The organism is Bacillus cereus group sp. BcHK124 (assembly GCF_027712065.1).
GTDB classification, from domain to species: domain Bacteria; phylum Bacillota; class Bacilli; order Bacillales; family Bacillaceae_G; genus Bacillus_A; species Bacillus_A pacificus.
Window position 1 is genome coordinate 1 of the sequence record NZ_JAQFPJ010000030.1, and the last position, 15,204, is coordinate 15,204.

The following is a 15,204-nucleotide window of genomic DNA, read 5'->3' on the forward strand; positions in this document are numbered from 1 at the left end:
GCGGCAACGGCTCTGGCGGCAACGGCTCTGGCGGCAACGGCTCTGGCGGCAACGGCTCTGGCGGCAACGGCTCTGGCGGCAACGGCTCTGGCGGCAACGGCTCTGGCAGCAATGGTTCTGGTGGCAACGGTTCTGATGGCAGCGGCTCTGGCGGCAATGGCTCTGGCGGCAGTGGTTCTGACGGTAACGGTTCTGGTGGCAACGGTTCTGATGGCAGTGGCGGCAATGGCTCTGGCAGCAGTGGTTCTGACGGTAACGGTTCTGGTGGCAGCGGCTCTAGCGGCAACGGTTCTGATGGCAGCGGCTCTGGCGGCAACGGTTCTGGCGGCAGTGGTTCTGACGGTAACGGTTCTGGTGGCAACGGTTCTGATGGCAGTGGCGGCAATGGCTCTGGCGGCAGTGGTTCTGACGGTAACGGTTCTGGTGGCAGCGACTCTGGTGGCAGCGGCTCTGGCGGCAGTGGTTCTGACGGCAATCGTGGTAAAGGCGATAGCAGTTCTCAAGGGGGAAATGACTCTCATGGAGGTAACCGTGGTAAAGGCGATAGCAGTTCTCAAGGAGGAAATGGCTCTCAAGGTGGTAACGTAAAAGATAACGCGAAAAAACAAGGCGATAAGTTACCGAATACTGCAACACATTATCCTGCATCTATTTTAATGGGACTTTCAACATTCCTAATTGGTATGTTACTATTCATTCGCCGTAAAAACGCAAAATAAAAACATATCCTTCCATCTTAAAAATACATGAAACAAATTGTAAAACTAAAAAGGACTTTGGATTGCATTTTATTATGCAGCCCAAAGTCCTTTTCATCCTTCCTATCCAAAAGAGCATTAATACGCTTTTCCCCAATACACCATTTGTTTAGCTTCTTTACCACAACAAATACATTCATCAGTTATATGTTCTTGTTCAAAAGGCATACAGCGAGAAGATACTCCGACTTCTTCTTTTAATTTCTCTTCACAGGCTAGTTCCCCGCACCACATCGCCTTAATAAATCCTTGCTTTTCATCAGCTACTTTTTTCATCTCTTCAAACTTCGTCACACTATACGTATTTTCATCACGAAATACTTTTGCTTTATTAAATAAAGAGTTATGAATTTCCTCAAGTAGTGCTGGAATGCGTTCTTCTAATTGATCCATTGCTATAAACTCTTTTTCTTTCGTATCTCTTCTTACGAGTACAACTTGATTCTTTTCAATATCTTTCGGACCAACTTCTAATCGAATTGGAATTCCCTTCATTTCATACTCATTAAATTTCCAACCAGGTGTTTTATTGCTAGCATCTATTTTTACTCGTGCAACCTTTTGAATATGTTCTTGTAACTCTGTTGCTTTCGCTAAAACGCCTTCTTTATGCTGAGCAATCGGTACAATAACAACTTGCACTGGTGCGACTTTAGGAGGCATTACAAGCCCATTATTATCACTATGAACCATAATCAGTCCACCTATCATTCTTGTTGATACGCCCCAAGATGTTTGGTGTACATATTGCCACTTACCGTTACGATCTAAAAACTTAATATCAAATGCTTCAGAGAAATTCGTTCCAAAGTTATGGGATGTTCCTGTTTGAAGTGCTTTCCCATCATGCATTAAGCTTTCAATCGTATAAGTCGCCTTTGCGCCCGCAAATTTTTCTTTTTCTGTTTTTTGTCCTTTAATTACTGGTATCGCTAAGTAGTCTTCACAGAAAGAAGCATATAGATTTAAAATATTTAATGTTTCAGCTTGAGATTCTTCTGCTGTTTCATGAATTGTATGACCCTCTTGCCATAAGAATTCCGTTGTACGAAGAAATGGCCTCGTGGTCTTTTCCCAACGAACTACTGAACACCACTGATTATATAACTTTGGCAAATCATTATAGGATTGCACAATTTTTGAAAAATGCTCACAGAATAAAGTTTCGGATGTAGGGCGTATACAAAGTCTTTCTGCTAACTTTTCATCCCCACCATGTGTCACCCATGCTACTTCAGGAGCAAATCCTTCTACATGATCCTTCTCTTTTTGTAATAAGCTCTCTGGGATAAACATTGGCATATACACATTTTCATGACCAGTTGCTTTTAACTTCTCATCCATCACTTTCTGCATATTTTCCCATAAGGCATAGCCGTACGGGCGTAGAATCATACATCCTTTTACACTTGAATAATCAACAAGTTCTGCTTTTTTTACAATATCTGTGTACCACTGTGCAAAGTCCTCTTCCATCTTCGTAATCGCTTGTACTTGTTCTTTTGCCATAGTCAGTCTTCCTCCTTCTAGAAAATACAAAAAAGCCCGCGCCCCTAAATAGGGACCGAGCTTTGCCGGCGTTACCACCCTGATTCATGCACAAAAATTGCGCATGCTCTCTTTTTGATAACGGGAAATTCCCGCTGCATATGCAGAACGCAAAGGTAGGTTCCATATCGCCTTTTTAAGAATCTTTCAGCCTGACGGATTCTCTCTCTGCTAAAAAGGTTGAACATGTACTAGTCCTTTTTCATCGTTATAACGAAGTAAATTTGTTGAATATCATAATATAAATTTCACCCTAAAACAAGAGTGAATTTTCTTATTTTTTATATATTCTTTTCATTTTTTACAGTTTTATACGTAGCTTTTTCTCGTAATTTTCACAAGTTGATGTGCAATCATACCGATAAGTGTACCAAGTAGGACGAAGAAACCAATAAATCCATATCCCATTCCTTCCCATCCACCAATAACCATCATTGTAACGGGAAAGGATGCTAAGCAAAGAAGTATTAAACTAAGTGCAAATATAATATCAAACTGCTTGTCTGGAAACCTTTTCTTTAGTAAATACGAAATAGCAAATACAAGAATAATCGTAATTCCGCCAATGATGTAAAAGATACTAAATCCATCTAGCAGATCCACAGTATTCCCTCCTTTCATTCATTCCCTTATACTTAATTATATGTTTAACTTTTCTGAAAATAAATAATAAATTTTATTTAAAAACATATTTTTATTACTAGGTATTAATAGTAATATATAGTAATAGGTTTTATATAATTAGGAGGATTACTTTATGGATAAAGCATTAACGAATCGTGTCATCATTTTATCATTCGACTGTTTATCAGCTTTAGATTTTCCTATACTACAAAAATTACCTCACTTCCAATCTCTAATCAAAAAGGGTACGGTTGTCGAAAAAGTAGAGCCCATCTATCCTTCTGTAACCTATCCAAGTCACTCAACAATCGTAACTGGTAATTATCCTAATAAACATGGTGTTGTTAGCAATACGTTACTTCAACCTGGACGTGAATCACCCGATTGGCATTGGTACCGAAAATCAATACAAGGAACAACATTATATGATGAAGCACATAAAGCAAATTTAACGACAGCTGCTCTTCTATGGCCTGTTACCGGCAGAGCAAATATTGATTACAATTTACCAGAAATCTTTCCAAATAGACCGTGGCAAAATCAAGTTTTAGTTTCATTATTTAGCGGTAGCCCGCTATACCAATTAGATTTAAATGGTCGTTTCGGTCATATACGAAATGGACTGTCACAACCTGAACTTGATGATTTCGTACTTGCTTCTGCTGTGCATACAATCCAGACAAAAAAGCCTAATGTCATGTTTGTACATTTCACCGATTTAGACACCCAAAGACACTATCACGGCTTTGAATCCAAAGAAACAATAGCCGCAATTCATAGACATGATGAGCGACTAGGGAAAATTATTCAAGCTTTAAAAGACAGTGGACTATACGAAGAGAGCACCATTATCGCTCTTGGTGATCATAGCGCTTTAAGTGAAAACAAAGCCATTCAATTAAATGTACTATTTCATCAAAAAGGGCTTATCTCTATAAATTCAAAAGGCAAATTAGTAGACTGGAATGCTTATTGCCAAAGTTGCGATGGATCCGCCTATGTATATGTGAAAGACAAAAACGATACCGATACAATTCGAGAAGTACAACTACTCCTTGAAGAACTGCTTCAAAATAAACAAAACGGTATTGAATTTATACTTCATGATGAAGATGCGAAGGAATGCGGTGCAGATGGTAACTGTTTATTTATGTTGGAAGCACGAGAAGGGTATTATTTCACTGAAAACTATACAGGAGATTTTATAAAAGAAATTACTGAAAAAGATGTTACGCCTAGTAAAAAATATACATTTGGTACGCATGGATACTCTCCAGCAAAACCTAACTATGAAACAATTTTTATAGCTGCCGGGAAAGGGATAAAAAGCGGCACTACCATACCGTATATGAGACTTATTGATGAAGGCCCAACTATCGCTAGACTACTCGGTTTACACTTAGGTGAAACAGACGGATCAATTGTAGAGGATTTACTCCAATTGTAAAGAACTGTGTATATATGTAAAAGTTATGTAAAATTCATCATTGTTTCTCTTTTTATAATTTTTATTTTTGTACACTGTTAGTAGAACAAATTTGAGGGGGAACATTATATGAAAAAAATGTCCAGACAAGAAAAAAGCTGGATATTATACGATTGGGCGAACTCCGTATATTCGCTCGTCATTACAACCGCATTATTCCCAATTTACTTTAAAGCAGCTGCAAAGGAAGCTGGGTTATCTGGTGCAACTTCAACAGCATATTGGGGATATGCAAACTCGTTCGCAACACTTTTAATTTCTATACTTGCTCCTATTCTCGGCACAGTTGCTGATTATAAAGGATTTAAAAAACGATTTTTCACATTCTTCTTTGGACTCGGTATCGTCTTTACAAGTATGCTAGCAGTCGTCCCAACATCTCAGTGGTACTTATTACTAGGATGCTATATGCTCGCATTAGTCGGTTTTGCTGGAGCAAATATTTTTTATGATGCATTTTTAGTAGATGTCACTTCTGAAGATAGAATGGATCGAATTTCTACGAGAGGTTTCGCTTTAGGCTATATTGGGAGTACTATTCCATTTATCGGTTGTATCGCTCTTATCATTCTTGCTCAAAAAGGAACTATCCCTTTATCAGTTGGCATTGCTAGTCAAATTTCATTTGCGATCACAGCTCTTTGGTGGGGATTATTCACAATTCCAATGCTAAAAAACGTAGAACAAACGCACTATATTGAACGTCACCCAAGACCAATTACAATGAGCTTCAAACGCCTTGCTGATACTTTTAAAAATATTAAAGAATATAAAACGGTCTTTATGTTCTTAATTGCTTACTTTTTCTATATTGATGGGGTCGATACAATTATTACTATGTCCACCGCTTACGGAACAGACCTCGGTATTAGTGCAACAAATCTATTAATCATATTATTCGTCACACAAATTGTAGCTTGTCCATTCGCTTTATTGTACGGAAAACTATCGGAGACATTTACCGGTAAAAAAATGCTATATGTCGGTATTATTATTTATATCATTATCTGCACATATGCTTATTTCTTAAAAACGACACTCGATTTCTGGATTTTAGCAATGTTAGTTGCCACTTCTCAGGGCGGGATTCAAGCACTTAGTCGTTCCTATTTTGCAAAACTAGTACCTAAAGAATCGGCAAATGAATTCTTCGGATTTTATAATATATTTGGCAAGTTTGCCGCGATTATGGGTCCAGTATTAGTCGGTGTTACAACGCAATTAACGGGAAAAACAAACGCCGGTGTCCTTAGTATTATTGTGTTGTTTATTATCGGTGGATTTTTATTAACTAAGGTCCCTGAAAATAATACATCCGTTACACCACCTAGTCCAAAAACTAAAATGCTATAAGAAGAAGATCCTCTTCATGCAAGAAGAGGATCTTTTTTATCTATAACGTCTTACAATTAAAAACTCAACAGCTGGCTTTACAACTATCGCAGCACATAACGCAAACAAAAGCGGTATGTTATGAAAATCAATCCATCTATTAAACCCTACCGATGCGAAAAACAAGCCAAAAATTAATACAACGAGTACATAATATGTAACATTGGCACTTGTTTTTAATACATGTTTTTCTAAATCCTCTTTCTCCTCAGTATCCCCTTCAACGCTATGTGATGCCAAACTTTTAAATAGATAATGTAACGCGATGCTACAAATAAATAGTGCATACCAGTTTACTTGAAGTTCAGTTAACCAATAGTAAAGTGCAAACACTAACGTACCTATAGCCACTAATACAGTAACGAAAAGGCTTATTTTCTCTTTCCCCAACAACTACTCCCCCTACTGCTTGTACAAAAATAGTTTATCAACAGTTGTTCCTAATACTTCCGCTAAACGAAAAGCTAATGCTAAGCTTGGATCATATTTATTATTCTCAATTGCATTTATCGTCTGTCTTGAAACTTTACACTTATCAGCTAATGCACCTTGTGAAATATTATTCTCAGTGCGTAATTCATAAATTTGATTTTTCACATCTTTTCTCCTAACATGTAAAATCGTTTTTACAACATTAGTATATAGTCGGTACATTTCATTGTCAAAAGACTGTCACAAGAAAAGGGAGCTATTCAGCTCCCTTACAATGGTTATTTCGAGGCTAATGAATTTGTTAGTTCCTCTTTATTAGCGACATCCCCTTTATTTATTTGCATGCGTAGAACTGGCCCTATCGCAAATAAAATAAGTGCCATCGCTATACAAAATACAGTAACTAATGAGGTCATCTCCTTTAATCCTCCAGCTATTGAAGTTCCGATTAACATTGCCCCCATAAACAGTGGTAAAATTGTTCCATTTACTCTTCCAATCATATTTTCTGGTACAAGTTGAATCATAAGCGTACCGACAACGATATTAACACAAGCTAGACAAATACCTGTTCCAAATCTCATGAAACTAGTAATCCAAAATGATGTAGATAGCCCTTCTACTAAAAACGATATCGCTAATATGCCCATACCGAATACGAACATCTTTTTCGGGTTCACTTTTGAAGTGAAAATCGCAGCAACAATACCACCAATTAACATACCTATTCCATCAGCTGCAGCTAAATATTGAACTGCTTCCTTTTCCATTCCAAGGCGTTCTATTACAAGAAACACCTCTAACGGATTCGTTAGTCCAACAGCTAAGCCCATAATGGTGAAAGTGATTGTAATCATACGTAAATTTTTCGTATGAAGAACGTATTTCCAACCCTCTTTTATATCATTTTTTAATGAATCTCTTGCCACTTGCTCTTGTTCAACCCATTTCGGTAAAAATGAAAGAGCGATAGCAGATAACAAAAATAAAATGATTAAACTATATAGCGACGTAAATAAACCAAGTTGTGTATACACAAGCGATCCTACCACTGGTCCAAAGATCAGAAATAATGACTGTAATGTTTGGTTAAATGCAATCGCATTTGCTATCTGTTCTTCTTTCACGTAGCGCTTAAATATACGCGAAGATGATGGCTGAGAGAACTGACCTACAATTGCGGAAATGAGTGTTGCAAAAAATATAGCCTGCCAATAATCCAGTTTTAACAACAGGACAATTCCTATAATAGACATTACACTTAATACATCTCCAGCGACCATTGTTCTTTTCGGATTCCAGCGATCAGCTAGCGCACCACCGATAAACGAGAAAATAAAAATAGGTGCATATTCCATAACCGATAACAATGAAACGGAAACTGGATCATTATTCGTTCGCTCCATTATGAAATACAAAAGAGCCATATTTCTAATCCAAATTGCAAATTGTTGTAAAATATCAGATGCCATAACGAGCATAAATGCTCGGTTTTTAAATAAAGTGTTCATTTTCATTCCCCTTTCATAAACCGACCGTTCGGTCTAATTTATTTTATAGAAAAGCAACTGACTTATTATTCAGCTGCCATTCCTTTTAACAATACATCTATTGCCTTTTTATAAATACGTTTCAACTCTTTATAATCTAACTCGTAGTAAAGTACTCCAAGCCCTGATAATAATCCATTCACAATATACATAAGATCGCGCGTATTATCTTCACGAAACTCTCCAGACTGTATGCCTGCTTCAATTAGTTTCTCAAACATAACATATGATTCTCTAGTTAAAGCTAATAGTTCATCCAAAATCTCTTTACTTACAACTTGGCTCATAGAGAATTCCTCTATTGCATTTGAAATTGGTTGCTGTATGTCCGCTACATGATATTCCGCGAGACCATATAATTTTTCAGTATTCGTACTATACGACTTCTCTTTTTCATTCCATTTTTCAAGCCAATCATACGTATGCTGTTTTACTACAAATAAAAATAATTCTTCTTTACTTTTAAAGTGATAATAAATACTTCCTTTACTTCGCTCTGTAATTTCACAAATCTCTTCCATAGATGTAGCTGCGTAGCCCTTCTGTGAAAACAGACTTTCTGCTTTATATGCAATTTCTTTCTTTATCTCTTCTGCACTTCTTCTCATATTCACACCTCTTTAAACCGACCGTTCAGTCTAATAATAACAAATTAAAAACCTCTATTACAAGAGGCTATATTTCTTATTTAAGAAAACGTACTCTCAAACCACGTTCGAATCATGTGTATTGTTCCAATTTTAAATCCTAATTTAACAAGAAATATGCCTCCCGCAGCTACTAAAAATAACATTACTTTCCCCTTGTTTTTCACTTTCGGTTCTCTTTCCATTTCCATTCCCCTTAGTATATTAAAAATATTTAATCAAACGTTTGTTTAACTGTTTTTATGCATATGTAAACCAACTAATCAAACGTTTGTTTAAAAAGAAATACGCCCCTTATAGGGCGTATTCTCATCAATCACCGCCACCTCCGCCACCATCGCAGCTGCCTCCGCTATCTCCACCGAAAGATCCTCCACAATCATGTGAACCTCCATGCGAGCTATCATTATCAGATCCCGCAAAGAAAAATAATGGTGATGAGTTGTTAGATGAGTTATGAATGTTATTTTGTTTTGTAAGATTTACCTTCTTTTTGTTTGATCGAACTGCTGTTAAGATTGTTCCAACTACAACAAATAATAGTATGAAAATAATAAATTCCATATAAAAGCCTCCCTTATTCCTCGAATAATTGAATGGTTCTCTCTAGATTTTCAAGCGAAATGAAGCGTGATTCACGAAGAATTTCTTTTCCATTATAAAATAATAAAACTGTTGGACCTGTAAATACAGCATATCGCCCCGCAATCTCTTGCATGTCTTGTAGCAATATCTCTATTTTCTCTACGTAATTATAATTCTCTAATACGTAATTTACTTTCCTTAACATAACATCACAAACACCACAATTTTCTGTTTTAATAAACAGAAGTACTAATTGTTGTTCTTCAATATATGTCGCTAATTCTTCTATCGTTTTAAATGTATTCATCTTATCCCTCTTAGCGTAATTTACGAAATACTTTATCTTGATACATACGAAAAGCTGAACTATCTTTAATCTTTCTCTTTTCCATTACCTGCTGAAAACGAAGCGTTTTTGCTGTTAACTCTTCTTGTAACTTTATTCTCTCTACTTCATCATAACAGCACGCAATTAAGTCTTCTATTTTTAATATATCTTTTTGTAGTTCCATTTCTGGTGGAATCATGCCCGCGTTTTTTAAAATTTTATAACTCATTCTAAGTTCTGGAGGTACCATTGAAAGGTCTTCTAATTGTAGTGGTTTTCCTTTTCCCGGAATATGATCAAGGTCTCCATTCCGTATTGCTTGTCGAATCTTTTCTTCGGCAATATTCAAAAACACATCCACAATACTCCCCCCCTTACATATTTTTACTATTATTTTACATGAAATTTCATTATCTTGCTACGCTATTACAAATTGACCTCATACAATTTTTTCTCAAATTTAACTCCAAGAAGCCCTTTCCTCCCTAATCGATATTTTATTTTCATGTGTAATCTGTATTAGAGCCATTTCATATTGAGAAAGTCTTTTCGAATTCAATAAAGCGTTTACACCAAATCTTACATTTGCTACGATTTAATCAGCTTCAGCTCCTTGTATAGACTTCGTGATGTCTGATCATTTTTGTCTAGATTCATTTTGATTTATTGGCGCATGCCTTTAAATATATCTTTTACTTTGAAAGGAGAAATGACTATGAAATCAAAAAAATTCACACTGCTATTACTATCCCTACTACTCTTCTTACCTCTTTTTCTCACAAACTTTATTACTCCAAATTTCGCATTAGCAGAGTCACCAAAGCAAGGTCAAAAAGTTGTTGGGTATTTTCCTTCGTGGGGCATTTACGGACGTAATTATCAAGTTGCAGACATTGATGCATCAAAACTAACTCATTTAAACTACGCTTTCGCTGATATTTGCTGGAATGGAAAACATGGAAACCCTTCTACTCACCCCGATAATCCAAATAAACAAACGTGGAACTGTAAAGAATCTGGTGTACCACTGCAAAATAAAGAAGTCCCTAATGGTACTCTCGTACTCGGTGAACCATGGGCCGATGTCACAAAATCTTATCCTGGCTCAGGTACAACTTGGGAAGATTGTGATAAATACGCACGCTGCGGAAATTTCGGCGAACTGAAACGATTAAAAGCTAAGTATCCTCACTTAAAAACAATTATTTCTGTTGGTGGCTGGACTTGGTCTAACCGCTTTTCTGACATGGCCGCTGATGAAAAAACAAGAAAAGTATTCGCTGAATCTACAGTCGATTTCCTACGCGAATATGGATTTAACGGCGTTGATTTAGATTGGGAATATCCGGGCGTAGAAACGATTCCTGGTGGTAGTTATCGTCCTGAAGATAAGCAAAACTTCACTCTACTCCTTCAAGAAGTTCGAAATGCATTAACAAAAGCTGGTGCAGAAGATGGCAAACAATATTTACTAACAATCGCATCAGGTGCAAGCCAACGTTATGCTGATCATACAGAGCTAAAGAAAATCTCTCAAATACTGGATTGGATTAATATTATGACATATGATTTCCACGGTGGATGGGAAGCTACTTCTAACCATAATGCAGCTCTATACAAAGATCCAAATGACCCAGCAGCGGATACGAAATTTTACGTAGATGGTGCGATAGACATTTATACAAATGAAGGGGTTCCAGCAGATAAACTCGTATTAGGTGTACCTTTTTACGGACGTGGATGGAAAAGTTGCGGAAAAGAAAATAACGGCCAATACCAACCTTGTAAGCCAGGTAGTGATGGAAAACTCGCTTCTAAAGGTACTTGGGATGATTATTCTACCGGTGATACAGGTGTATACGATTATGGTGATTTAGCGGCTAATTATGTTAATAAAAATGGTTTTGTTCGCGGATGGAACGATGCAGCGAAAGTACCTTATTTATATAATGCTACTACAGGTATGTTTATTAGCTATGATGACAACGAATCTATGAAATATAAAACAGACTATATAAAGACAAAAGGTTTAAGTGGCGCAATGTTTTGGGAACTCAGCGGAGATTGCCGTACAAGTCCAAAATATAGTTGTAGTGGACCTAAATTACTTGATACGTTAGTAAAAGAATTACTAGGTGGACCTATTAGTCAAAAAGATACTGAGTCACCAACAAACGTAAAAAATATTGCTGTTACAAATAAAAATTCAAACTCAGTTCAATTAAACTGGACTGCATCTACTGATAACGTAGGAGTTACGGAATATGAAATTACTGCTGGGGAAGAGAAATGGAGTACAACAACAAATAGCATTATAATTAAAAACTTAAAATCTAATACAGAATACAAATTTTCAATAATAGCAAAAGATGCCGCTGGGAATAAATCACAGCCCACTTCTATTATTGTAAAAACAGACGATGCTAGCACAACACCTCCTGGTGGAAATAACAATGCTACCTTTTCAGTCACTTCAAATTGGGGAAGTGGTTACAACTTCTCGATTGTAATTAAAAATAGTGGAACGACCCCTATTAAAAGCTGGAAATTAGAATTTGATTATAACGGCAATTTAACACAAGTTTGGGATTCTAAAATTAGTAGTAAAATAAATAATCATTACGTAATTACGAATGCAGGATGGAATGGTGAAATTCCTCCTGGTGGATCGATTACAATCGGAGGAGCAGGAACAGGCACTCCTGCTGAACTTACAAATGCATCCATTAGTGAAAACTAAACGTAACTTCCACTAATTATTTCACTAAAGTTTGAATTTAGGTTTGATTCCTCTCTCCTAAATTCAAACTTTTAATTTTATGAAAAATCACAAATAAACATTATAATAACCTATTATAATCATATTTAGTTTCCAATATGAAGTTCGCGTGAAGTTCATCTGAATTTTACATGAATTTCCTTTAAGCTCTATTGTCTTCCTATACTAATCACATTATCCTTTACATATAGGAATTATTTTCATTCCATTTCAAACTATCTATATATATAAAGAAAGATAGTCGCCTATTAGGGAAAGGCATCTAGTATTATTATAAATATAAACATAACAAAAGAAAAAGCACGCTTATAAGCGCACCATAAGAGTGCTTCTTCATACAATTCTCATGTAAAAGTTCTCGAAAATCATGTTAATCACAAAGAAAAGGCATTAGCTTATACAAGCTAATGCCTTTTCTTTATTCATATTGTTCAGCGTTCCATTCTTCTATATTCCATACTTTTGTTATCCATCCTTCATAAAAAGCAGGTTCATGTGAGACAAGTAAAACTGTTCCTGTATATTGTTGTAACGCTTCCTGCAAAGACTTCTTTGTTTCTATATCTAAATGATTAGTTGGTTCATCTAAAATTAAAACATTACTTTTCGTTACGATAAGTTCGCATAAACGTACTTTCGTTTGTTCTCCGCCGCTTAATAAACGAATAGGTTTTAATACGTGTTCTTCTTTTAATCCACACTTTGCTAACGCTTGGCGTACTTCTTTCATTGTCATATCTGGTCGCTCTGCCCAAATTTTCTCTAACGGTGTTGTTTCTAAAGCAAACTCTTCCTGTGCAAAATAAGCAGGATTTACTCGTTCTCCAACAGAAATGGAACCACTTAGCGGCTTTATTTGACCTAATAAAGTTTTTAACATCGTCGTTTTTCCAATTCCATTATGACCAACAATCGCTATCTTTTCTCCTTTTTTCACTTGTAAATTCAGCTCTGGAAATAACGGATCACTATAACCTATCCTTAGTTTCTTAGCTTGCAATATACGACTCACCGGCTCCTCATAAACATTGAAATCAAAACGGGATCGAGGTACAGGATGAATCTTTTCAATCCTTTGCATTTTCTCCAATACTTTCTCTCGACTTTTAGCCTGTTTCGCTTTACGAATTTTATTTTTTTGAATAAATGTTTCTAACTGAGAGATTTCTTTTTGTTGTTTCACATACGCCGATTGCAATTGTTTCTTTTGCACTTGATAACTTTGTACAAACTTTTCATAGTTTCCTACGTATCGCTTCACTTTCCCTCCTTCTAGATGAAAAATAACATTTGTAATACTGTTCAAAAATAATTCGTCATGCGAAATGATTACATAAGCTTTTTCATATAGTCTCAAATACGATTGCAACCATTCTATATGGGCTGTGTCTAAATAATTTGTTGGCTCATCTAGTAATAAAACATCAGCTTTTTCTAAAAGAAGCTTCCCAAGTAATAACTTTGTTCGCTGTCCCCCACTTAACTTCGATACATCCTTTTTCAAACCTATTTCAAATAAACCTAAACCGATTGCTACTTCTTCAACTTCTGTATGAATGTGATAGAAATTAGAGCTTTCCAATATAGTTTGTAATTCTCCATACTTTACTAACAGTTTTTCTACTTCTCCTGCTCCATTCATTTCTTCAGCAATTTTTAACATTTCGCATTCAATCACATACAAATCAGCAAATGCACTTTGCAAGTATCCCTCAATTGTAATTCCTTCTTGTAAATCTATATGCTGCTGTAAAAAACCTACCTTCACATGAGGAAACCATTCAATATTCCCCTCATCATGTATAAGTTCTCCTGTTAAAATCTTTAACAATGTTGATTTTCCAATTCCATTTTGCCCTACTAACCCAACATGTTCGCCCTTCAATAATCGAAAACATGCATTATATAAAATGGTCTTCTCACCATACGAATGACTTACATTTTCTACCGTTAATATACTCATTTTTTTCTCTCCTCTACTTATAGTCCATAAGCTAAATAGAGAGAGCAACAGTATAAAGCCTTATTTAATTGTGCATATAAAAAATGGGTAAGGTGAATACACCTTACCCATTACATATTATCGTAAAAAAGGATTAAGGTTCTTTACCTGCTGTCTTCAATTTAGCTTAACCGATAAAAATGGGCAGACTTCTCCCTTATCAAGCTAAAACCATTTGAAGAACAGTTGATAAAGTCATTTTATCCTTTCACTCCTTTAACATTCGTTATATTAAGAGTATAAACTACTCTTTTATATTCTATTCTCTATTGTTCTTTTTGTTCCTTCTACGTTTTATCGTTCTCTGCATAAATTTCTTTATACATCTTTTCTAATGCATATGGACTTGTAAAGATAATTGTTAACGATTTCCACATATAAATTCTTCTTTGTAATTCTATCCCATACTCTTTACTCACTATATTTTTCACTTCTGGGATATGATCTTCAGTTTGAAATTGTTGCACAGACTTCAATTCATTCGTTTTAAAATCTGTTAAAAATCCTATTACACTTCGCCCATGTTCCTGTGACCTTTCTTCTAAATCAAACTGAACCGAATGAATGAAACCTAAAACGTGAAAGATTTGAGCATGTAACCCGACAGCAGCACGCTGTTCCATTAAGTTGTAGCACTCTCGTTTCAACTCTTCTACCATTTCTAAAGAATTTCTATTAACTTTCCTTTTGCCAATAAACATAATTTTTACAATATGAGCGACTGCCCCCATACTTTTTAATACACTCTCTAGAATTTCTACCGCGTCTTCTACATAACCATTTAAAATTATTGAATGAATAAATTCATCTAATACCGCTTGAAACTTTTTAATTAAATGTAAATCACGTAATTCTGGAACATCTTTTCTCAATTGATCCCGGCCTTGAACCCACTTTAAAATTTCTGTCATTTCTTCTTCGTTTAATTCATGATGTTCCATACCATACTTCATTAATAAAATATGATTTTTTAATAAAGATTTTCCTTCTTCGAGATTATCTGCTGTTAATTCATCCACTATTTGCTCTATAGATTTCATCTTTCTCCCCCTATATAAAAAAGCCTCTTAACA

General features: G+C 35.7%; 16 protein-coding genes and 1 other annotated feature. Of the genes, 4 read left to right on the forward strand and 12 right to left on the reverse strand.

Going from position 1 to position 15,204, the window contains the following annotated elements; translation table 11 throughout:
• Positions 1-719, forward strand: a 719-nt coding sequence (locus PDK19_RS25115; RefSeq protein ID WP_270708166.1) for an LPXTG cell wall anchor domain-containing protein, incomplete at its 5' end; no start/stop codon positions are given.
• Between the two features lie 117 nt (positions 720-836).
• Here the strand turns inward: PDK19_RS25115 and proS are convergent.
• Together proS and PDK19_RS25125 are read right to left on the reverse strand one after the other, a co-directional pair.
• The gene (gene proS / locus PDK19_RS25120; RefSeq protein WP_001040949.1) at positions 837-2,267 is read right to left on the reverse strand and encodes a proline--tRNA ligase; all 1,431 of its coding nucleotides are present in this window, start codon (positions 2,265-2,267) and stop codon (positions 837-839) included.
• A 47-nt stretch (positions 2,268-2,314) separates the two neighbouring features.
• Positions 2,315-2,521, reverse strand: a binding site (T-box leader).
• 94 nt (positions 2,522-2,615) lie between these two features.
• On the reverse strand, positions 2,616-2,909 hold the full coding sequence (locus PDK19_RS25125) for a YesK-like family protein (RefSeq protein ID WP_000364817.1): 294 nt from the start codon (positions 2,907-2,909) through the stop codon (positions 2,616-2,618).
• A gap of 154 nt (positions 2,910-3,063) precedes the next feature.
• Here PDK19_RS25125 and PDK19_RS25130 point away from each other — a divergent pair, with 154 nt between their 5' ends.
• Positions 3,064-4,377 carry an alkaline phosphatase family protein gene (locus tag PDK19_RS25130; RefSeq protein ID WP_049114349.1) on the forward strand — a complete coding sequence of 438 codons (1,314 nt, stop codon included), beginning with the start codon at positions 3,064-3,066 and terminating at the stop codon, positions 4,375-4,377.
• A gap of 108 nt (positions 4,378-4,485) precedes the next feature.
• Complete coding sequence (locus tag PDK19_RS25135) at positions 4,486-5,769, forward strand: MFS transporter (protein WP_000738823.1); 1,284 nt, start codon at positions 4,486-4,488, stop codon at positions 5,767-5,769.
• 36 nt (positions 5,770-5,805) lie between these two features.
• Here the strand turns inward: PDK19_RS25135 and PDK19_RS25140 are convergent, their stop codons facing one another.
• From PDK19_RS25140 to PDK19_RS25175, 8 genes are all read right to left on the reverse strand, one after another.
• Positions 5,806-6,198: a hypothetical protein gene (locus PDK19_RS25140; RefSeq protein ID WP_014893342.1), complete on the reverse strand. Its 393-nt coding sequence runs from the start codon at positions 6,196-6,198 to the stop codon at positions 5,806-5,808.
• Positions 6,199-6,210: 12 nt separating this feature from the next.
• Positions 6,211-6,462, reverse strand: a complete 252-nt coding sequence (locus tag PDK19_RS25145; RefSeq protein WP_001974760.1) for a helix-turn-helix transcriptional regulator — start codon at positions 6,460-6,462, stop codon at positions 6,211-6,213.
• Positions 6,463-6,518: 56 nt separating this feature from the next.
• Positions 6,519-7,751 (reverse strand): MFS transporter, encoded by a 1,233-nt coding sequence (locus PDK19_RS25150; protein WP_001093905.1) that lies wholly within the window; start codon positions 7,749-7,751, stop codon positions 6,519-6,521.
• Between the two features lie 65 nt (positions 7,752-7,816).
• Positions 7,817-8,398, reverse strand: coding sequence for a TetR/AcrR family transcriptional regulator (locus tag PDK19_RS25155; RefSeq protein ID WP_088106326.1), 582 nt, complete (start codon positions 8,396-8,398; stop codon positions 7,817-7,819).
• Positions 8,399-8,478: 80 nt separating this feature from the next.
• Positions 8,479-8,622 (reverse strand): hypothetical protein, encoded by a 144-nt coding sequence (locus tag PDK19_RS25160; protein ID WP_014893343.1) that lies wholly within the window; start codon positions 8,620-8,622, stop codon positions 8,479-8,481.
• Between the two features lie 127 nt (positions 8,623-8,749).
• Positions 8,750-9,001, reverse strand: a complete 252-nt coding sequence (locus tag PDK19_RS25165; RefSeq protein ID WP_000394354.1) for a hypothetical protein — start codon at positions 8,999-9,001, stop codon at positions 8,750-8,752.
• 13 nt (positions 9,002-9,014) lie between these two features.
• Positions 9,015-9,329, reverse strand: coding sequence for a thioredoxin family protein (locus PDK19_RS25170; protein ID WP_001091337.1), 315 nt, complete (start codon positions 9,327-9,329; stop codon positions 9,015-9,017).
• A 10-nt stretch (positions 9,330-9,339) separates the two neighbouring features.
• Positions 9,340-9,711, reverse strand: a complete 372-nt coding sequence (locus PDK19_RS25175) for a J-domain-containing protein (RefSeq protein WP_000382358.1) — start codon at positions 9,709-9,711, stop codon at positions 9,340-9,342.
• Positions 9,712-10,065: 354 nt separating this feature from the next.
• Between PDK19_RS25175 and PDK19_RS25180 the strand changes: the two genes are divergently transcribed.
• Positions 10,066-12,090: a glycosyl hydrolase family 18 protein gene (locus PDK19_RS25180; protein ID WP_270708167.1), complete on the forward strand. Its 2,025-nt coding sequence runs from the start codon at positions 10,066-10,068 to the stop codon at positions 12,088-12,090.
• A 457-nt stretch (positions 12,091-12,547) separates the two neighbouring features.
• Here the strand turns inward: PDK19_RS25180 and PDK19_RS25185 are convergent, their stop codons facing one another.
• Complete coding sequence (locus PDK19_RS25185) at positions 12,548-14,092, reverse strand: ABC-F family ATP-binding cassette domain-containing protein (protein WP_074615470.1); 1,545 nt, start codon at positions 14,090-14,092, stop codon at positions 12,548-12,550.
• A gap of 326 nt (positions 14,093-14,418) precedes the next feature.
• Entirely contained in the window at positions 14,419-15,171 is a 753-nt protein-coding gene (locus tag PDK19_RS25190; protein WP_000835394.1) for a hypothetical protein, read from the reverse strand.
• Between the last annotated feature and the right edge of the window lie 33 nt (positions 15,172-15,204).